This is a genomic window from Marinobacter nanhaiticus D15-8W, assembly GCF_036511935.1.
GTDB classification, from domain to species: Bacteria; Pseudomonadota; Gammaproteobacteria; order Pseudomonadales; family Oleiphilaceae; genus Marinobacter_A; species Marinobacter_A nanhaiticus.
Genome location: NZ_AP028878.1, coordinates 361627 through 380064, shown reverse-complemented (window position 1 = coordinate 380064; position 18438 = coordinate 361627). Strand labels below are relative to the sequence as shown.

Below are 18438 nucleotides of genomic sequence, written 5' to 3'. Positions count from 1 at the left end.
CGGGACTTTTTCTACAGCCTCAACGCCTTGGCTTTGCGGCGTGCCGGAGCGCTAGCGTAGGTGCGTCCGACAACAGCCATTTGTTATGTTTACAATAAAGCAGAAGGGTCAACTGTATATCCTGCTTCCCTTAACTCCTTTGCTAGATCAAGCTTCCAAGCACCTCTAAGGTCTAGATCAATGTAGACGACACCGCTTATATCATTAGGCGCTTCAACACCATCTACTAGCAAAGCCGAAACTCTTGGGCGCCCCAGCCGACCTATAAAGTATCCATGCTCGAATACAACATTTTGCCTGGCTCTAGATTTTAGTTCAGGGGATTCGGATTTCTTGGCACCTATGTCACACGGTGTGTACAAAATAACTGCATATCCAACGTCACTATTTGCCTCAATTTTCTCAATAATCGTTCGGCTTGAACTTGCTTGCTCGTGCAGCACGATTGGTTCCAAGTTCGCCTTTTCGAGAAAACGAGCCATTTCTGATTTAGCTGCGTTATCGTGACCATGAACAACAAAAACCTTCTTATTGTCCGACGCCAAATTAACTGGCGGAGCTTCCTTTTTCGACTCGTTAGCGACAGAGTCTTTCACTTCCTTTATTAAATTACGCGTTAAATCAGTTGTGTAGCCATCGCCACTTATTACATCTTCGGTAGACAGAAACACAATGACATTTGGAGGAATGTTACTGTTCGCTGCATCAGCCGTGCCTGAAGCGTCCCTCTCTGTTTGCTTAATCTTGAGCGAACGTATCTTGCTAAATTCAAGGTAGGCGCCGTCAACAAGGATTTCATCTCTTAGCACGTAAGGTCGGATTATTTCATCTCTAATTTCTTCTAAGTCCGTGCGGTCACATTCAATAACCTTGATGAAGTGCCCATTTTTGTCCTTTTCATTGGTTTCAACAACAATATGAAAAAAGCTCATAATATTCCTTCAAAGATCCAGCAAGACTTTCTACGGCGCGGAAACATAACATTTGTATATGAGTCCCCAAGACCGATATCTCAGCGACCGATATCTCCGATCCCAATTTCACTCAAAACTAGCCCGCAGCCCCCGGCACGTCAACGCTAGCGACACAATTGAACAAAACCTCACAAATAACAAAACGGTCGCCGAGACTCATATCCCCATTTTTACCAACAGACGCAACCAACTGATTTAAAGAATAATTTCAGTCTTTCTAGAGATCAGCCAAAAATCACGGTCGCAGCGACCGTTTTTCCGGCAATGCAGGGGCATACCAGGCAGGGGAATTCGAGAGGAATAAACAAAGGCAGGAAAAACAACCTGCCCACGCGGCTCAGGCAAGAGCCACGCGGGCAGCAACAACCAATCAGCTCAAATCAACTCTTAGGCGGCCCAACCTCATCCAGATACGCCCCATACCCGGCAGCCTGCATCTCATCCTTCGGAATAAACTTCATCGCCGCAGAGTTCATGCAGTACCGGAGTCCTGTCGGCTTCGGGCCGTCATTGAACACATGCCCCAGATGCGAATCCGCCACCCGACTCCGAATCTCGGTCCGCGTCATGAACCACGATTTGTCTTCCTTCTCGACCACCGCGTTCGGCTCGATCGGGCGGACGAAGCTGGGCCAGCCGGTGCCGGATTTGTACTTGTCGGCAGAAGAGAACAGGGGCTCGCCGGAGACGATGTCGACGTAGATTCCTTCCTGCTTGTTGTCCCAGTAGGCGTTCTCGAACGCGGGCTCGGTGGCGTCGTCCTGGGTGACCTTGTACTGCATGTCGGTCAGCATCTGCTTGAGTTTCTCGTCGGTCGGCATGACGAAATCCTCCTCGCTGAAACCTTTGCCCTGGCGGTTGGCGGCCTGGCCGTTACCGCCACTTTCGGTCGCGGATTCGACGTTCTCCGGGCTGTACTTGGAGAAATCGATTTCCTGATCCTCACCCCAGACCTTCTCGATGAACTGGAAACGGCCGGAGTTGAAGGTGTAGACCTTGTAGCGGACCGGATTTTCCTTGTAGTAGTCCTGGTGGTAATCCTCAGCCACATAGAACGACTTGAACGGTGTGATTTCGATGTTCACCGGTTTGTCGTAGCGGCCGGATTCCTGCAGGGATTTCTTGGACGCTTCCGCCAGGCGCTTCTGCTCCTCGTTCTGGTAGAAGATCGCCGGGCGATATTGCTTGCCACGGTCGACGAACTGGCCATTGGCGTCGGTCGGATCCATGAAGCGCCAGAAACCCTGGAGCAGGCCCTGGTAGGTGATCACCTCCGGATCGTAGTAAACCTGTACCGCTTCCGTATGGCCGGTGGTCCCGGAAGACACCTGCTTGTAGGTGGGGTTCTCCTCGTCGCCACCGCTATAGCCGGAAACCGCCTCAACCACCCCGGGAATCTTCTCGAAGCCGGCTTCCACACACCAGAAGCAGCCACCGGCGAAGGTCGCGACTTCCAGGGACGGATCGTCCGGGGCGTACTTGCTGTCGTTCTTCTCTTCGTCGGCCATCGTGACCTGCAGACCCACAAGGCCCGCCAATACGATCACCACAGCCCCAAAAAACATGCGTTGCATACCGCTCACCTCTCTTCGGTCTCAAGTCTGAGACTCCACTATGGCGAGAAAGATTCACACCATTTTCGCCAGGATATTACGAAATGATAACGGCCAGAGGATCACCCACCCGCCGTGGCAGCCCCCTGAAAAGGCAAGACAATTTCAAAGGCCGCGCCGCCCTGGCTGCGGTTGGCGACGCTGATGCGCCCGCCCTGCATGTCCATGATGCGCCGGGCGATGGCCAGCCCAAGGCCTGCGTGGCCGGGGGTTTCCCGGTTGTCGCCGCGGTAGAGCGGATCGAAGACATGGGGCAGGTCCTGTTCGGCAATGCCGGGGCCGTTGTCGCTGATGGTGACCTTCAGTCCGTTTTCAGCCTTGGCCAGATTCAGTTCGACCTCGGCGTTTTCCGGGCTGTATTCCAGGGCGTTGCGGATCAAGTTGTCCAGCACGCGCTCGGTCATGCCGAGATCACCAACCACCATGGGCAAGGCGGGATCGCCGGTGACCTTCAGGTCGATAGCCTTGCGGGCAGCTTCGGGGCCGTGTTTCTGGGCGACATCGTGGATCAGTTCCGCGGGCGCGAACGGTTCCAGTCGCGGCTGTTTCTCCCGGGCTTCCAGGGCTGCCAGCTCGAACAGTTCATCCACCAGGTGGGCAAGACGCCGCCCTTCCTGCAGGGCGATATCGAGGAAGCGGGCCTGTTCGTCCGGGGAGAGACGGTCGCGCTTCATGCGCAGGCTTTCCACGTACCCCTGCATGGAAGCCAGCGGTGTGCGCAGGTCATGGGAGACCTGGGCGACCAGCCGGCGGCGCAGGGTGTCTTTCTCGCGCAACTGTTCGATCTGCTGGGCGATGCGGTCCGCCATGCGGTCGAAGGTCATGCCCAGGTAGTCGATCTCATCACGGCTGCGGCTGCGTTCGTCTGCCCAGCGCAGGCGCTCGCCGTTATTCGGCTCGCCGTGTTCGAACTGCTCGACGATGCGGGTCAGGCGGGTGAGCCGGCAGGTCAGCAGCCGGAACGCCGCCAGCCCGGCGATCAGGCCGAACAGCAAGCTGGCACCCATGGCCCAGGCGCTCATGGTGATGAAATGCCCTTCCCGCGCCATCATTTCCACGCTGTCGTATTCCTCCCCGCGCAGGACGACGTAGAGATAGCCCTCGGTGTTCTGGGCCGACGGCACCGGCGTGACGGAGAAGACCTTTTGCCGATCATGGCTGCGCGGGTCATCGCCCAGCACGGGATAGGCCGCCATGTCGTCGAGTAGCTTGTGGATGGGTTCGAGGGACACGCTGTTGCGTTTGATCTTCTCGGGGTCGGCGGAATAGGCGAGGATCTTGCCCTCTTTGTCCAGCAGGTAGATCTCGATGCTGGGGTTGATCGTCATGTAGAGCGTGAACAGCTCCTTCAGGGCGCCCTGGTCCAGTTGCCCCTCGTCCACCAGATTGCGGTCGGACACCAGGTTGCGCGCCAGGTCGCGGTTCAGTTCCTGGTTCACCGAGGCATAGTAATCCCGCAGGGACATGGTGTTGACGACGGTGTAGACCAGGCCGACCGCAATCAGCAGGACGAACAGTCCCAACGCCAGGCGGGTGTACAAAGACTTCAACATGACTCAGTCCCGGAAACGATAGCCCACACCCCAGACGGTCTGGATGTAGAAGGGGTCGGACGCATCCTGCTCGATCTTGCCCCGCAGGCGATTGATGTGGGTGTTGACGGTATGTTCGTAGCCTTCGTGGTTGTAGCCCCAGACGGCATCCAGCAGTTGCGTGCGACTGAACACCCGACCGGGATGGCGGGCGAAGTGGAATAGCAGGTCGAACTCGCGGGCGGTCAGGTCGATGTCCTCGCCCTGGATCGTGACGCGGCGTCGGGCGGGGTCGATGGTCAGACCTTCCCGTTCGATACGTTCTTCGGCGATGTCCGCTTGCGCGGGGGAAGCCATCGCATCCACGCGACGGAACAGGGCCTTGATCCGCGCCCCCAGTTCGGCAACGGAGAAAGGTTTGGTCAGGTAGTCGTCGGCACCCATTTCCAGGCCCAACACGCGGTCCAGTTCGGTGCTCTTGGCGGTGAGCATCAACACCGGCACGTAGCCCGGGCCGGAACGGATTTCGCGGCATACGGCCAGGCCATCCATGCCAGGGAGCATCAGGTCCAGTACCACCAGGTCGATATCACCTTGCCGATAACGGGCCAGGCCTTGATCGCCACGGGTGATCAGGATGGCCTCGCAACCGAGGTCTTCCACGTGCATCTTCACCAGTTGGCCGATGCCGGGATTGTCCTCGACGATCAGTACGGTTCGACTCATCAAACAACCTCTTTGCGGACAGGCCGATCATCACCGGCCCGGTCAGCCGGTGACGACCGGCCGGCCATTACTTCGATTCCTGCTTCATCTCGTCGGACATCATGTCCTTTTTCATTTCGTCCTTTTTCATTTCGTCCTTTTTCATTTCGTCCTTTTTCATTTCGTCCTTCTTCATGCCATCTTTCTTCATGTCGTCGTGCATGGCTTCGGACTGCATGCCGTCCTTGTGCATCCCGTCGTCTTTCATCTCATCATGCATCATTTTGCTTTCGCCCATGTCGTCCTTTTTCATCTCGTCGGCCTGGGCCGGGGCCATCACGAACAGGGCGGCAGAAAGAGCGAGCAGCGCAGCGGTGAGTGTTTTCATTGTGCATTCTCCTTGTCAGAAACATCCGGTTAGGACGCTCGCCCCATGGAACGGGCAGGTGGCGTCAGGATGCAGAATGCACGGGCGCACTCACGGGGCCGTCACGGCCCGGTAAAGAGTCTATAAAGGAAAGATCACAAAACCTTCACGGGCAAGGTCGGGTGGTTAAGATAGCGCGCTCAGGTCTTGGCGGCGCCGAGAGCCAATCGGCCACGGGAGAAGCGGGCGTTGACCCAGAGGGAGAGCCCCATCACCGCGCCACCCAGCAGGAGGCGACCCAGGTCGGCATCGCGGTTCCAGATCAGCAGGTTAACCAGCAATCCAGCAGGCACCAGGGCATTGTTCATGATGGCCAGGGTGCCGGCGTCCACCAGACAAGCGCCGCGGTTCCAGAGGAACAGGCCGATGCCTGAGGCAGCCAGGCCGAGCCAGGCGAGGATGCCCCACTGCAACGGCGTGGATGGCAGCTTGTCGGCGTTACCGAAGATGAGGAAGGACGGCAACGCGAATAGCAGGGCGCCCGCATAGAAGTAACCGAAGAACCGGTAGAGCGGTATATCGATGGGAAAGCGTTGGATCAGGTGCTTGTAGCCGACTTGCCCAGCCGCGAAGGTGAAATTGGCCACCTGCAGCAGCAAGAAGCCGGTAAGGAAGTCCTCACTGAGGCCATCGTAGCGGATGATACCTGCACCCAGTGTAGCAATCGCGGCGGCGACCAGTGCCATCGGCGAGAAGCGGCGGTTGAGCGCGTCGTCGATCAGGGTGACGTAGAGTGGCGTGAAGATGGTGAACAGCAGGACTTCCGGGACACTCAGGTAGGCAAAGGAGCGGTAGAGGCAGAGGTAGGTGATGCCGAATTGCAGGGCGCCAACCAGCGTGACGCCACCCTTCAACTCCCAGCGCACACCGCGCCAACGGGTCAGCGGCAGGAAGGCCAGCCCTGCAAGGACCACACGGCTGAGTACGGCAAAGTCACTGTCCACGTGGCCGGCAAGGAATTCACCGATAAGGCTGAAGGAAACAGCCCAGAGAATGGTTACGAAGACCAGTAGTGCCACGGCGAACTCCCAAAACTACGCGTAAAAAGGGGTTGGATTGTCAGCGCGCGCAGTAATAAAACGAAGCCTAACGCCAGCTCGAGCATGTAGCGGACGCTTCAGCTTCCGAGCAGGCCGGAGGGCTGTCGATATGACCGCGGGGCCCTGGCGGGCCCTCCGAAGCTGAAGCGTCGGCTACATAAAGATTGACTGCACCGCTGAGGATCAGGCTGCGCAGTATACGCGTTTAAGCGCTGGCGCTCAGCCCGTGAATTTTAGGTTGGCTTCGATCGACCCGGTGCTCAGACCGTGGCTCGGGCATGTAGCGGATGCTTTAGCTTCCGAGCAGGCCGGAGGGCTGCCGATATGACCTCGGGGCCCTGACGGGCCCTCCGAAGCTGAAGCGTCGGCTACATAAAGATTGACTGCGCCGCTGAGGATCAGGCTGCGCAGTATACGCGTTTAGGCGCTGGCGCTCAGCCCGTGAACTTTAGGTTGGTTTTGATCGAGCCGATGCTCGGGCCGTGGCTCGGGCATGTAGCGGACGCTTTAGCTTCCGAGCAGGCCGGAGGGCTGCCGATATAACCACGGGGCCCTGACGGGCCCTCCGAAGCTGAAGCGTCGGCTACATAGAGATTGACTGCACCGCTGAAGATCAGGGTGCGCAGTATACGCGTTTAGGGCTTTTTGCTCAGCCCATGCACTTGAGGTTGGCTTCGGTCGAGCCGATGTTCGGACCGTGGCTCGGGTATGTAGAGGACACTTCAGCTTCCGAGCAGGCCGGCGGGCTGCCGATATATCGCGGGCCCTGGCGGGCCCTCCGAAGCTGAAGCGTCGGCTACATAAAGATTTACTGCGGCGCTGCGGACCAGGGTGCGCGTTAAACGCGCCTTCGGCTTTTCGTTCAGCCCATGAATTCTCGGCGGTATTCGGTGTTGGTCTTGAAGCGGCCGCCGAGGGCGATGGTTTCGGTCTGGGAGTCGGCGTCCTGCACGCCGCGGGCTTTGACGCAGTAGTGGGTGGCGTCGATGTGCACCGCAACGTCTTCCACTTCCAGCAAGGTCTGCAGGGCAACGAGGATCTGGTGGGTCAGGCGCTCCTGGACCTGGGGCCGGCGGGCGAAGAAGCGGACGATGCGGTTGATCTTGGACAGGCCAATGACCTTGTCCTTGGGCATGTAGGCCACCCGCGCACGGCCGTCGATGGTGACGAAGTGGTGCTCGCAGGTGCTGATCACGCTGATATCCCGCACCTTGATCATCTCCTCGACACCCATCTTGTTCTCGATCTGGGTGATCTTGGGGAACTGGGTATAGTCGAGGCCGGAGAAGACTTCGTCCACGTACATGCGGGCAATGCGGTTGGGGGTTTCGGTGAGGCTGTCGTCCGCCAGGTCGAGGCCAAGGGTTTCGGCCACGCGGGTCATCAGGCCTTCGATGCGCTCAACCTTCTGGTCACGGGTCAGGCCGTTGTCCACCATCGGGGTTTCCAGGCCTTTTTCCACCAGGGCCGTGCGTACGGCCAGAGCTTCCCTGGTCAGGCATGGCACGGTAATGGGGTCCGCTTCCTGGAGGAGGGACGTCGCCTGGAGTTTGGAAGCTTGTGACCGCTGTGACATGGCAAAACCTCTGTCATTCATCTCTACACATAAGCGCTATTTACGCTGTCCACCACAGGCGGATTACTCGGCCCTGAAAATCACCTGCCCGGTATGCGTGACGCGAAAAACGGTAATTATCGTCTTACCGGCGATTAAGCGCAAAAAAGATGACTTAAAAGCGTCATAGGGTTTTGCTATGCATGCGGCTCCCAAAAGAGAAAGGCACCGCCTAGCGGTGCCTTTTTCGTTGCCCCCAGCGTTAGTTCACTTCTTGCAGCAAGGCCTTTATTTCAGCGCGGCGGCCTGCGTCCGCTACTTCGCGATTCGGTCGCGGGGGTGCCTCTAATGCCCTTTCGAGATAGGCCTTGGCCCGATCTTCCTTACCTTGTTCGATCAGGTAATCACCGAAGAAGTAGTTGGGGTCGATGCCGTTTGGGTTGATCTCGAGTGCAGCCCGCAGGTGGGCTTCCGCCTTGTCGTCATCGCCAAACCCGATAGGCCAACCCGGCACCTGGTAATAGAGGCTACCCAGCGACGTATGGGCCGAGCCATCCAGCGCCTTCTCGTCGATGGCCAGGGCCTGTTCGAGTACGGCCTTGGCGTCTTTCACCAGGCCCAGCGCACCCAGGCCACCCTTGGCGCCGGCATAGGTACTGAGGACAATCCCCTTCCAGATCAACGGTTCCGCTCGCTGGGGCCAGCCAGCCACCAGCGCATCGGCCTGTTTGACGAGATCTTCGAACGCCTTCTCCTGCGCGTCTCCGTTCACTTCGTAGTTCACATGGGCCCAGGCCTGCTGCAGCTTGAGCAGATCGGCATCCAGCGCCGCCGGCTCGGCCAGGACCGGACCGGCAACCAGCAATAACACCAGGCAAAACGATTTTATCAACGCGTTCATCAAGATACTCCGGAGTGCAGGAAACGACGGATCACGGGGAGTTGCTTGAGCATGGCGCGATCCACCAGGCGAGGCAGCACCCCGTTGAGACAGACAAAGAACTTTTCGGGCCAGCCCAGGTAGCGGCGTACCTGGTCACCCCGCATGGCGGCGAGGATCTGGTCCGCGACCTGGACGGGATCGTCCATGCGATTGCCCAGCGCCTGGTTGAGATCATTCACGGCGTCAGGGTTCATGGCGGTACGGGTAGCCCGCGGCGCGATATACAACACCTGGATCGGCGAATCCGCCAGTTCCCGGCGCAGGGCTTCGGTGAAGCCGCGGAGGCCGAACTTGGTGGCGCAATAGGCGCTGTAGCCAGGAAACCCAATGCTGCCGAAGGTCGAGCCGACAAAGACCAGAGCTCCCCGACCCTGCTTTCGGAACCGCGGCACGAAATGGCGCGCCAGCAGCAATGAACTGCGCAGGTTCACCGCCAGCATGCTGTCCAGCGCGACGGTCGGCAGATCCTCGATGCCGGTGAACAGGTTCTGCCCCGCACAATGGATCACACCGTCGATGTCCGGCCAGTCGCGGGAGATGGCCGCCAGGCGTTGGGGCAGGTCGGTCGCCGCCAGGTCCAACTGGACCTGTATGACGTCACCACCCTCCAGTGCCGAGTCCGGGATCATGCGACTGGCAACCAGCACACGCGCACCGGCCTGGACCAGCGGATCGATCAGGGCTCGGCCGATACCGCCGCTGCCACCGAGCAGGAGAAAGGTCCTGTCACGCAGTTGCATAGTGCAGCCCCTCAGTCGTGGCAGGCAGGGGTATGGCATGGAGCATGTCGCCATAGAGCCGGTAGGCCACCTGTGCGGTATCGATGATCGCCGCCTGGTCCGCCGGATCGGTGATGCTGTCCATTAGCTCGCGGAAGAACTCGAAGTGATCCTGGTCGAGGCTACCGTGGGAGTACAGGTAGCTGAACGCCTGGTCGGGCAGGTCCAACTGTTGCTGGATTTTCTGACCCATCGGAGTGGCCAGCGCCACGCTGGTACCTTCGAGCACCTGCACCATGCCAAACAGGCCCACCGGGTTGCCGCGGGCAATCAGGTCATACAGGTACGAGACCATGAGGCGGATCGGCAGGTCCGGCGTACCGTTTCGCACCAGCTCTTCATCGGCACCGCAGGCCTTGAGGTCGTTAAGGATCCATTCGTGATGGCCATACTCTTCCTCGATGTACTCCACCAGCGCCTTGCGCACATGCTCGAGTCGCTCCGGCAGGCGCGCGCCGCAGGCCATCATCAGTGGTGAGGTGTGCTTGACGTGGTGATAGGCCTGACTCAGGAAATAGGTATAGCTATGCAGGTCGAAGCGGCCCTCCTGAATAGCGGCAAGGACCGGTGCACCGGTCACGTGGGCCCGGTCGGCGGCGGTTTCATCTTGCAGGCGTTGAAAGAAAGACATGGACATTACCTCTTTACGTTCTTGCATTCGCATTAGTGGAGCGTCAGGCGCGGCGCGCCTCGGGTTCATGGGCATCAGCAATCGGCAGCGGCTCTGCCAGCCGCAGGAATTCGGCCAGGGCCGGCATCAGCACATGGCGCATCAACCTGCCGTTGGGGGTCACGAAGCCGCCGCCAGGCCGGAACGGCTCGCGCAGCAGCCGCACCGACTGTAGACGGGCATAATCCGGCAGGGTCCGGTTCAGGGCCGTGATATCGCGAGCCAGTGTTGAGGTATCCTGATCGGGATCGACGGTGACCAGGGCGCTGGGCTGGGCGCAGCCATCGCCGTAGACCAGGGCCTGACGCACACCGACCTGCTGGATCAACTCGCTCTCCAGCCACTCCGGATTGATGTTGCGGCCGTAACTGGTGATCAGCAGGTTCTTGGAGCGGCCATTGACCACCAGAAAACCGTCCCCGTCCAGGTAACCCAGGTCGCCGGTCAGGTAGCAATCACCCGGATCATGCGCTGCAATCCCCTCGCCCATGTAGCCCAGGAAAGTGTTGCCGCACACCCGAATTTCGCCGTTGCTGTCGACGGTCACCGCAATATGGGACAACGGCCGACCGGCGCAGCCGGGGCGGTTAGCATCTGGCACATTGAGTGCGACGACGGAACCGGCTTCGGATAATCCATAGCCTTCGTACAGGGGCAGCCCCCGCTCCTTCGCCCGCGCCAGCATGTCTGGCGAAACGCGACCGCCACCTACCGCCAGGAAGCGGAAGCGATGACCCGCAAAGGCGCCGGACTCGGCAAGCCGGACAGCGACGGTCGCCAGTTCCGGCACCAGGATCATGGAATCCGGTTTGCACCGGTTGATAACGTCGGCAAACCGCTGGGCATCCAACCGACTGCTGCCGCTGAAGCCCAGGTCGGCGAGGGGCCAGACGTGGATCGTGGCGCCCAGCATGAGGGGCAGATACACGCCGGCAATGTTCTCGAGCAGAGTCGCTAGCGGGAGTACGCAGAGGTGGCTGGCGATTTCCAGGTCGCCAACAACTTCCGCCAGCGCGATGGCGGTGGCGTCCTGGTGATGGTCGTCCAGGCATACACCCTTGGGCGTTCCGGTACTGCCCGAAGTGAAGGTGACCTTTGATGTGCCTTCCGGCAAAGCCAGGGCTGATGCCACTCGCGCCAGGCGTTTGAAGCAGATCGGGCCCCACACATCGACCACATCCTCGACCGCGAGCCCGCGCAAGTCGGTAGGCGCACCGAAGAGCAATCCGTCCAGACCCGCCTGATTGATCAGGTGTTGCGTCTGACTAGTCGAGAAGAACCCGGGTATCGGCACGCAGACGATACCGGCGACCCGGCACGCCAGGTCAGCAATAATCCAGCCCGGCGCATTGTCTCCGCACAGGCCAACGCGCGTGACGGCCAGGGTCTGGAGCTGCCCAGCCACCTGGTTCACAGCCTTTAGCAGTTCGTCATAGCGTATCTCACCCTCGGGAGAGCGCAGGGCCGTGCGATCGGGCTGTTGGCGAGCCAATGCCTGCAAGATGTCAGGCAGTGAGTTCATAGCAGCCCCCGTCCTCCAGCGACTGGATATGATCCAGCAACCCCACCCGGGTCAGCGCGGCATAGCCCGACGGCACATTGGCCACCATCACCATGGGGCCATGCTCGTAGTAGCGGCCCCAGCCGATGCCCCGATCCGGCAGACGCTCCGCTTTCGCCGGCCCGACTACATGGGTCTCGATCCCCAGCCGGTCGAAGCTGTTGCGCAGTTGAGCCGTGCCGGTGAAGGCAATCCAACGGGCACGATGCTCGGTGAGCCATACGGTCAGCATGGGAAACAGGAAACGGCTGATCCCGGGTTCGACCCCCGCCAGGTGGGCAATTTCGAACACGCCGGCACGGTCTATACTGGCGTCATCAGGCAGCGCCTCCTCGATGGGGTTTTCGAGGTAGTCTTCCAGGAACAGTCGCTCCACCCGGGCGTCCCGCACACCGACGGCGGCGGACACGTTGTCCTGCCGGTTCAGCAAGGCGAGCAATTGCGGTACACGCAAGGAGGGACGGGCACCATAGGCCTCGAGAAACCGCGATTGGATGAAACGCACCACGGCTTCCTGGATGGCGCTCCCGGGACGAATTTCACACAGTCTGCGACCCGCGAGACTCAGCAACGGGCGGGTGTCGCTGCGCGTCGTCCTGTCAGGGTTGGAAGATATATTGGGATACAGCGTTGAATCGGGCATGGGTCATCACACTCCCTCTATGGATGACACCAGCCTAGCGAGCAGGGCTTAAGTGAAACTTAAGGGCCCTGGTCTTTTTTCTTAAGTCACGCTTAAGGTTTGTATGTCAGCATCTGGACCGAGCTCACACGGCACCTGAATCAACGGCAGTACGAGGACCCGGTATGCGGATACTCCTGGTGGAGGACGACCACCCTCTCGCCCGAACCATGCTTGGCATGCTGCGCGAGCAATACGACACCGTGGACTGGATCGACGACGGCGACCAGGCCCTCAGCGCCCTGACCAACGAACATTTCGATCTGGTGCTGCTGGACCTCACGCTGCCGCGCCGGGATGGGCTGGATATCCTGCGCGCGATACGCCAGAAGGGCGTGCATACCCCGGCGATCATCCTCACCGCGCGAGGGGACATCGAGGAGAAACTCCGGGGGCTGGATGCCGGCGCTGACGATTACGTGACCAAGCCCTTCGTGATGGCGGAGCTCAAGGCCCGCATCCGCGCTGTCACCCGTCGCGCCGAAGGCAAGGCGGATTCCTCGCTGGTGGTGGGCCAGCTCAGTCTCGACACCCAGCACGGCCAGTTGCGGATCAACTGCGAGCCCTGTGCTCTGCCGCGGGCGGAGTTCCAGATCCTTCACTACCTGATGCGTCACCCCGACCAGGTGGCGACTCGCCGACGCCTTGAAGAACAGCTTTACGGCTGGGACCAGGGGGCTGAAAGCAACGCCCTTGAAGTACATGTCCATCACCTGCGCCGCCGTATCGGCAAAGCCATGATCCGAACGGTGAGAGGCGTGGGCTATGTATTGGACTCGGCGGCTGCCAGCCGTGTGGATGGCGCCTGATGTCACTGACCCGCACCCTCGCCCTGACGGTGACCGGTCTGGTGTTGCTGATGGCACTGATCGCCGCCATCTCCAGCTACGTTGAGAGTAACCACGAACTGGAGGAAGTGTTCGACGCCGAACTGGCCCAGAGTACGCGCATGGTCCAGGGCTTGGTGCGTTACCTGTCACACAGCCAGTCGCTGCCCGACCTGAAAGCCGCACTGGAAGACACCCTGCAATTGCCGCCTGGCGCGGAGAACGAGGAGGATGAGGACGAGATCCTGCCCGATGGCTCCGGGCATAAGTACGAGAAGAAGATCGCCTTCCAGATCTGGTCCGACAAGGATCGCCTGCTGCTCTCCTCGCCGGCGTTGACCGGCCGCAGCGAACGGCCCCGGCCCGGCTATGACTGGGCGGAATCCGGTGGCTACGAGTGGCGCACGTTCACCCTGCAGGACCCGGTTACGGGGTTCTGGATTCTCAGCGGCCAGCGCGAAGATATCCGTAGCGAGCTCAGCGGCGAGTTGGCCATGGGCAACGTGCTGCCCCTGCTGCTGGTCCTGCCGGTGTTGGTGGGTTGCGTGGTGTTCGCGATCCATCTGACCTTTCGCCCCTTGAGACGTCTCGAACGGCCCGTGCGCGATATGGCGCCCGAACGCATCCATTCCCTGGACGCCAGGCAGGCGCCCCGGGAGGTCAAAGGCCTGGTCAGCGCGATCAACGGACTGCTTGCACGGCTGGACGAAGCCCTGGAACGGGAACGGCAGTTCTCGGCGGACGCCGCCCACGAACTGCGTACGCCGTTGGCAGCGCTACGCCTCAATCTGGAAGAGGCCTGTGAGGAAGCACCGGATACCTTCGGCAACCTGCTGGCGTCGGTGGATCGCATGACCCACCTGGTGGAGCAAATGCTGTTGCTGAGCCGGATCGATGCAGGCACCCAGGGCGAACCGGTCGTCACCGCGTTGGACGACGTCGTCGAGCAGGCTGTTGCCGACGTTGCGCCCCTGGCCCTGAAACGCGGGATCGAACTCGACCTCGACAATCGCTGTGACGGCGACCGGGTCCTGTGTCATCCGGCACTCCTGGGAACGCTGGTTCGATCACTGACGGCCAATGCGATCCAGTACAGTCCGGAAGGCGGCCAGGTCAGCCTTAGCCTTCAGCGCGAGGACCAGCGGTACCGGCTGATGATCGTCGATTCGGGTCCAGGTATCTCGCAGGATGTCCGCAAGCGTGCACTACAACGTTTCGTGCGGCTGGATCAGCGCCAGGGCAGTGGCGCCGGTCTGGGCTTAGCGATCGCGGCGCGGATCGTGGAAATCCACGGCGGTCAGATTCACCTGGATGATCGGCCAGATGGTCGGACGGGCCTTTGCGTGAGGGTTGATCTCCCGCTCAAGCGGCTGTGACCGGATACTCTACATGGCGTCGAGAGGTGCTGCAGCGTGTAGGCGAAGAAACAGCTTCTCCTGGAAGTCTTCCGACAGAGGATAGAGATGCCCTGCTTCGGGCATAAGGCGGAAGTCCACATCGGGGAGGTTTTCGGCCAGGTGGCGGGCATAATCCACAGGGACAAACGGATCTTCGGTACCCTGGTAGATCCAGGTGGGTACCTTCACCTGGCTCAGGCGGAAGCCCCAGTCCAGCAGTTCGGTCTGCAGGTCCTGGGCGATAGCGCAGCCGCCGCTTTCAAGGCAGGTCATCTGATCCGCTTGGAACAGCCGGGTGTGCATAAACGATTTCAGCAAGTCGCGGTCCTGTTCACTGATCATCTGCTGCGCCTCACGGAAGTACAGGCCAGGGTGACGGCGGGCCAGCCAGACCACCACCATGACGGCCGCCCGGAACAGTGTCAGGCTCATTTCCGCCAGCCGAGGTCCGGGCCAGCGGGTGGGCTCGATCAGCGGATGCGAACCGAGGTATTCAGTGAAATGGGTGTAACCGGATAGCGAAATGGCCAGGCTCACCCGCCTGGGTAGCGCATATGCACAGGCCAGGGTACGCGAGCCGCCGCTGGACCAGCCCATGTGGATAAACCGGTCGATGCCCAGTGCATCCGCAAGTTCCTCAACATCTTTCGCGTAATCCAGTAGTTCACGCTTTTTCTGGTAAGTTGAGGCCCCTATTCCGGGCCGGTCGGGGGTGACCAGCCGAAAGCCGTGCCGCCGCGCCTGCTCATGGAAAAACCAGCCCTCCAACCGGCAGCCCGGCATGCCGTGAGCAAACAGGATCGGCTTGCCCTCAGTATCACCCAGGTCAGTGAACACCAACTTTCGGCCATCACTCAGGGCGATGCTGTGGTCATGGGAGAGAAGTTCGGAGAAGCCGTTGATCGCCTGATTCCTTATGGCCAACCGCATGCGGGCGAGCCCGACATTGTCGTGAGTGAATAAGACTAGCTAGCAAATCATCAATTTGCACTTCATCCGTAGTTTCCACAACCTCAGGTTACCGCCCGGTCCCGCCGCTTCGTGGTACGCTCGCCAAGCCCGATCGCGCGGACCCGATCCGTGCGGCCCCCGATAATTGCGGAAAATGCCCTGAACGTGGACGAAACGCACCAGCCCATACCCGAGGCCCAGAAAGGCCTGGTCGCCCGAACCCTGGACGAATGGAAGACGCTTGCCCAACTTGGCGGGCCGATCCTGATTGCCCAGGTGGCGCAGATGGCCAATGGCGTCATCGATACCGTGATGGCCGGCCACGCCAGTGCCGAGGACCTGGCCGCCGTCGGCATCGGCAGCAGCCTATGGATTCCGCTGTTCCTGCTGTTTATGGGGGTCCTCACCGCCCTGCAGCCGATCATTTCCGGCCACCGCGGCGCGCGGGAGTTCGACCGCATCATGCCGGTGACCTGGCAGGGCATCTATATCGCATTGGGCGGCAGCCTGTTGATGATCGGGCTGCTACTCAACGTCTGGCCGGTGCTGAACCTGATGCGCCTGGACCTACAGACCGCCTGGCTGACCCAGGGCTACCTCGATGCCTTCTCCTGGGGTGTGCCGGCGATTCTGCTACTCACGGCCTTACGCGGGCTCACCGACGGCCTGGGTCATACCAAGGTGATCATGGTGTTCTCCGTTATCGGCACCCTGACCAACCTGCCGCTGAACTACATCTTCATCTACGGCAAGCTGGGGCTGCCTGCCATGGGTGGCATCGGCTGCGGCTGGGCGACCGCCATATCAGCCTGGATCGCGGTACTGTCGATGCTGCTCTACCTCAATGTCAGCAGCGCATACCAGCGTTTCCACCTGTGGCGTGAGCGGGTCAAGCTGGACTGGCATATCGTCAACGAAGTACTGCGGCTGGGCGTTCCCATCGGCTTTACCATCTTTGTGGAAGCCAGCATGTTCTCGGTGATCGCGCTATTCCTGGCGCCATTGGGCCCCGTGATCGTGGCCGGTCACCAGATCGCACTGAACGTGGTGTCGCTGGTGTTTATGGTGCCGCTGAGTCTGGGCATGGCACTGACGCTGAGGATCAGTTTCCTGGTCGGCGCCCGTGCGCCGGAAATCGCGCGGCTGCTGGGCCGCAGCATCCTGCTCCTGGCGATCGCCCTTGCACTGTTCTTTGCCGTGCTCCTGTGGCTCGGCAACGAACAGATCGCCCGACTCTACACCGGGGAAGCGGACGTTCAGGCCGTCACCACCCACCTGCTCTTGTTCGCGGCGCTATTCCAGATTGCCGACGTCACCCAGGTAACCTGCATCAGCGCATTGCGGGGCTACAAGGATACGCGCATACCGATGTTCATCATGCTGTTCTCATTCTGGGGAATCGGGCTACCGCTGGGCTGGGTGCTGACGTTTACAGACTGGATCGTGCCAGCAATGGGGGCGGCCGGTTTCTGGATGGGGCTGACCACCGGCCTTATATCAGCGGGGCTGATGCTGGGGACTCGCCTGTTCCGCTTTCGCGTGCCGCAACCGGCGCCTGCCGGATGACCACCCGGTTGCGGCCCGTCGCCTTGGCCTCATAAAGGGCATCGTCCGCCCGCGCCATCCATCGGTCGGCGTCATCGGTCTCATGCAACGGCGCCACACCGAATGATGCGGTAATCGAGCCCACCGGGTAGCCCAGCTCGTTGGCCAGCTTGTGGCGCAGGTTTTCCGCCACCGCCTGAACCCCTTCCGCCCGTACGCCCGGCATCAGCAGTACGAATTCCTCCCCGCCGAATCGGTACAGGGTATCGGTCTTGCGGGTATAGCGTCCGATCAGCCCGGCGCATTCCGTCAGAACTTCGTCACCCACAGCGTGTCCGTAAAGATCGTTGATCCGCTTGAAGTGGTCCAGGTCGAAGATAATCAGTGTGTAGGGTGCTCCGGTCCGCTCGTGATTGGCCACCGCTGCCTGCATGTCTTCTTCCATGGCCCGCCGGTTCTTCGCCCCGGTCAGCGGATCGTGGGTGGCCAGGCGTTCCAGCCGTTCGCGCTGGTGCTCGTTGCGTCGCCCGAAGATATAGGCGCAGCAACTCACCACGACCGATGTCGTCACGAAGGACATCATTTGCTCACGCGAATCGAAGGCGACGTCATGAATCACCAGCACCAATAATGCCAGGCAGTTGACGACGACCGCGACCCGCGCCGACGTCAGGAAAAAGCTGGTGACCATGGCAGGGTATAGCCAGAAAATGCCCACATCCCCCTGCATCGTTCCGACGACCACGGCGCCGGTGCAGGCCAACACCGCCAACAGGAAGCCGCTACGTCGATTGTCCCCGGTGCGCCAGGCGTAGCCCACCACAGAGCAGATAGAGAACATGATCACGAGGTCGACCACGCCGGCGGGGATGTTGCCACTATAGAAACGGAACACCGCAAACGGCGTAACGCCGAACATGGCACAGGCGCCGAGCAGGGTAATGATGGACAGATGAAAATCGTGTCTCAGTCGATACAACATGGTGCAGAAAGCCGGTTCATGGGCGCGATATGCCTGGTGTCGTTATTATTGGTTCTTCGTTTTGCCTGCTGCGTCGATACCTCCCCTCAAACTGATATCGCCTTGTCGGACAAAACCTGTCAATAGCGTAGTCGGTTCCGCAGAAAAAGGTAGGAGCCGACAACATTTCATGCCTGGCGTGTTAACGTGCCTGTCATTCCCTTTCGATTTCAGCCCTCAGATGCAGGAATCATTGAAGTCGGGGAATCACCAGTT

The 18438-nt window shown here is 60.3% G+C and carries 17 protein-coding genes; 3 read left to right on the top strand and 14 right to left on the bottom strand.

The annotated features are described in order from the left end of the window. Positions 1-89: 89 nt before the first annotated feature. The 12 genes from RE428_RS01720 to RE428_RS01665 form a co-directional block, all read right to left on the bottom strand. Positions 90-932 carry a TIR domain-containing protein gene (locus RE428_RS01720; protein WP_004579271.1) on the bottom strand — a complete coding sequence of 281 codons (843 nt, stop codon included), beginning with the start codon at positions 930-932 and terminating at the stop codon, positions 90-92. A 422-nt stretch (positions 933-1354) separates the two neighbouring features. Beyond that, positions 1355-2548: a peptide-methionine (R)-S-oxide reductase MsrB gene (gene msrB, locus RE428_RS01715; RefSeq protein ID WP_004579272.1), complete on the bottom strand. Its 1194-nt coding sequence runs from the start codon at positions 2546-2548 to the stop codon at positions 1355-1357. A gap of 101 nt (positions 2549-2649) precedes the next feature. Further along, complete coding sequence (locus RE428_RS01710; RefSeq protein ID WP_004579273.1) at positions 2650-4140, bottom strand: sensor histidine kinase; 1491 nt, start codon at positions 4138-4140, stop codon at positions 2650-2652. 3 nt (positions 4141-4143) lie between these two features. After that, positions 4144-4845 (bottom strand): response regulator transcription factor, encoded by a 702-nt coding sequence (locus RE428_RS01705; RefSeq protein WP_004579274.1) that lies wholly within the window; start codon positions 4843-4845, stop codon positions 4144-4146. Between the two features lie 67 nt (positions 4846-4912). Further along, a complete protein-coding gene (locus RE428_RS01700) occupies positions 4913-5212 on the bottom strand; it encodes a pentapeptide MXKDX repeat protein (protein ID WP_004579275.1) in 300 nt (99 codons plus the stop codon). 179 nt (positions 5213-5391) lie between these two features. After that, positions 5392-6270, bottom strand: a complete 879-nt coding sequence (locus RE428_RS01695; protein ID WP_004579276.1) for a DMT family transporter — start codon at positions 6268-6270, stop codon at positions 5392-5394. An 883-nt stretch (positions 6271-7153) separates the two neighbouring features. Continuing rightward, positions 7154-7867, bottom strand: a complete 714-nt coding sequence (gene folE, locus RE428_RS01690; RefSeq protein ID WP_004579277.1) for a GTP cyclohydrolase I FolE — start codon at positions 7865-7867, stop codon at positions 7154-7156. A gap of 241 nt (positions 7868-8108) precedes the next feature. After that, positions 8109-8747 (bottom strand): tetratricopeptide repeat protein, encoded by a 639-nt coding sequence (locus RE428_RS01685; protein WP_004579278.1) that lies wholly within the window; start codon positions 8745-8747, stop codon positions 8109-8111. Next, entirely contained in the window at positions 8747-9529 is a 783-nt protein-coding gene (locus tag RE428_RS01680) for an SDR family oxidoreductase (protein ID WP_004579279.1), read from the bottom strand. Before RE428_RS01680 ends, RE428_RS01685 begins: the two co-directional genes overlap by 1 nt. Beyond that, the gene (locus tag RE428_RS01675) at positions 9516-10199 is read right to left on the bottom strand and encodes an iron-containing redox enzyme family protein (RefSeq protein ID WP_004579280.1); all 684 of its coding nucleotides are present in this window, start codon (positions 10197-10199) and stop codon (positions 9516-9518) included. Before RE428_RS01675 ends, RE428_RS01680 begins: the two co-directional genes overlap by 14 nt. Positions 10200-10242: 43 nt before the next feature. Then, positions 10243-11760, bottom strand: coding sequence for an AMP-binding protein (locus RE428_RS01670; RefSeq protein ID WP_004579281.1), 1518 nt, complete (start codon positions 11758-11760; stop codon positions 10243-10245). Then, entirely contained in the window at positions 11744-12442 is a 699-nt protein-coding gene (locus RE428_RS01665) for a thermostable hemolysin (RefSeq protein WP_004579282.1), read from the bottom strand. The genes RE428_RS01670 and RE428_RS01665 overlap by 17 nt, the downstream gene beginning before the upstream one ends. A gap of 164 nt (positions 12443-12606) precedes the next feature. On the opposite strand from RE428_RS01665, the gene RE428_RS01660 reads away from it, so the two are divergent. Together RE428_RS01660 and RE428_RS01655 are read left to right on the top strand one after the other, a co-directional pair. After that, a complete protein-coding gene (locus RE428_RS01660) occupies positions 12607-13290 on the top strand; it encodes a response regulator (RefSeq protein ID WP_004579283.1) in 684 nt (227 codons plus the stop codon). Beyond that, positions 13290-14684, top strand: coding sequence for an ATP-binding protein (locus tag RE428_RS01655; RefSeq protein WP_004579284.1), 1395 nt, complete (start codon positions 13290-13292; stop codon positions 14682-14684). The genes RE428_RS01660 and RE428_RS01655 overlap by 1 nt, the downstream gene beginning before the upstream one ends. Before the next feature lie 9 nt (positions 14685-14693). Here the strand turns inward: RE428_RS01655 and RE428_RS01650 are convergent, their stop codons facing one another. Beyond that, positions 14694-15635, bottom strand: coding sequence for an alpha/beta fold hydrolase (locus tag RE428_RS01650; protein ID WP_004579285.1), 942 nt, complete (start codon positions 15633-15635; stop codon positions 14694-14696). 186 nt (positions 15636-15821) lie between these two features. Here RE428_RS01650 and RE428_RS01645 point away from each other — a divergent pair, with 186 nt between their 5' ends. After that, positions 15822-17222, top strand: coding sequence for an MATE family efflux transporter (locus tag RE428_RS01645; RefSeq protein WP_040882869.1), 1401 nt, complete (start codon positions 15822-15824; stop codon positions 17220-17222). On the opposite strand, the gene RE428_RS01640 is transcribed toward RE428_RS01645, so the two are convergent. After that, complete coding sequence (locus tag RE428_RS01640) at positions 17149-18183, bottom strand: GGDEF domain-containing protein (protein ID WP_004579287.1); 1035 nt, start codon at positions 18181-18183, stop codon at positions 17149-17151. The genes RE428_RS01645 and RE428_RS01640 overlap by 74 nt on opposite strands. Between the last annotated feature and the right edge of the window lie 255 nt (positions 18184-18438).

Bases quoted from the DNA above. Each gene is read 5' to 3' on its own strand.
- RE428_RS01720 (WP_004579271.1), bottom strand. From the start codon at position 932: ATGAGCTTTTTTCATATTGTTGTTGAAACCAATGAAAAGGACAAAAAT.
- msrB (WP_004579272.1), bottom strand. From the start codon at position 2,548: ATGCAACGCATGTTTTTTGGGGCTGTGGTGATCGTATTGGCGGGCCTT.
- RE428_RS01710 (WP_004579273.1), bottom strand. From the start codon at position 4,140: ATGTTGAAGTCTTTGTACACCCGCCTGGCGTTGGGACTGTTCGTCCTG.
- RE428_RS01705 (WP_004579274.1), bottom strand. From the start codon at position 4,845: ATGAGTCGAACCGTACTGATCGTCGAGGACAATCCCGGCATCGGCCAA.
- RE428_RS01700 (WP_004579275.1), bottom strand. From the start codon at position 5,212: ATGAAAACACTCACCGCTGCGCTGCTCGCTCTTTCTGCCGCCCTGTTC.
- folE (WP_004579277.1), bottom strand. From the start codon at position 7,867: ATGTCACAGCGGTCACAAGCTTCCAAACTCCAGGCGACGTCCCTCCTC.
- RE428_RS01685 (WP_004579278.1), bottom strand. From the start codon at position 8,747: ATGAACGCGTTGATAAAATCGTTTTGCCTGGTGTTATTGCTGGTTGCC.
- RE428_RS01680 (WP_004579279.1), bottom strand. From the start codon at position 9,529: ATGCAACTGCGTGACAGGACCTTTCTCCTGCTCGGTGGCAGCGGCGGT.
- RE428_RS01675 (WP_004579280.1), bottom strand. From the start codon at position 10,199: ATGTCTTTCTTTCAACGCCTGCAAGATGAAACCGCCGCCGACCGGGCC.
- RE428_RS01670 (WP_004579281.1), bottom strand. From the start codon at position 11,760: ATGAACTCACTGCCTGACATCTTGCAGGCATTGGCTCGCCAACAGCCC.
- RE428_RS01665 (WP_004579282.1), bottom strand. From the start codon at position 12,442: ATGCCCGATTCAACGCTGTATCCCAATATATCTTCCAACCCTGACAGG.
- RE428_RS01660 (WP_004579283.1), top strand. From the start codon at position 12,607: ATGCGGATACTCCTGGTGGAGGACGACCACCCTCTCGCCCGAACCATG.
- RE428_RS01655 (WP_004579284.1), top strand. From the start codon at position 13,290: ATGTCACTGACCCGCACCCTCGCCCTGACGGTGACCGGTCTGGTGTTG.
- RE428_RS01650 (WP_004579285.1), bottom strand. From the start codon at position 15,635: ATGCGGTTGGCCATAAGGAATCAGGCGATCAACGGCTTCTCCGAACTT.
- RE428_RS01640 (WP_004579287.1), bottom strand. From the start codon at position 18,183: ATGTTGTATCGACTGAGACACGATTTTCATCTGTCCATCATTACCCTG.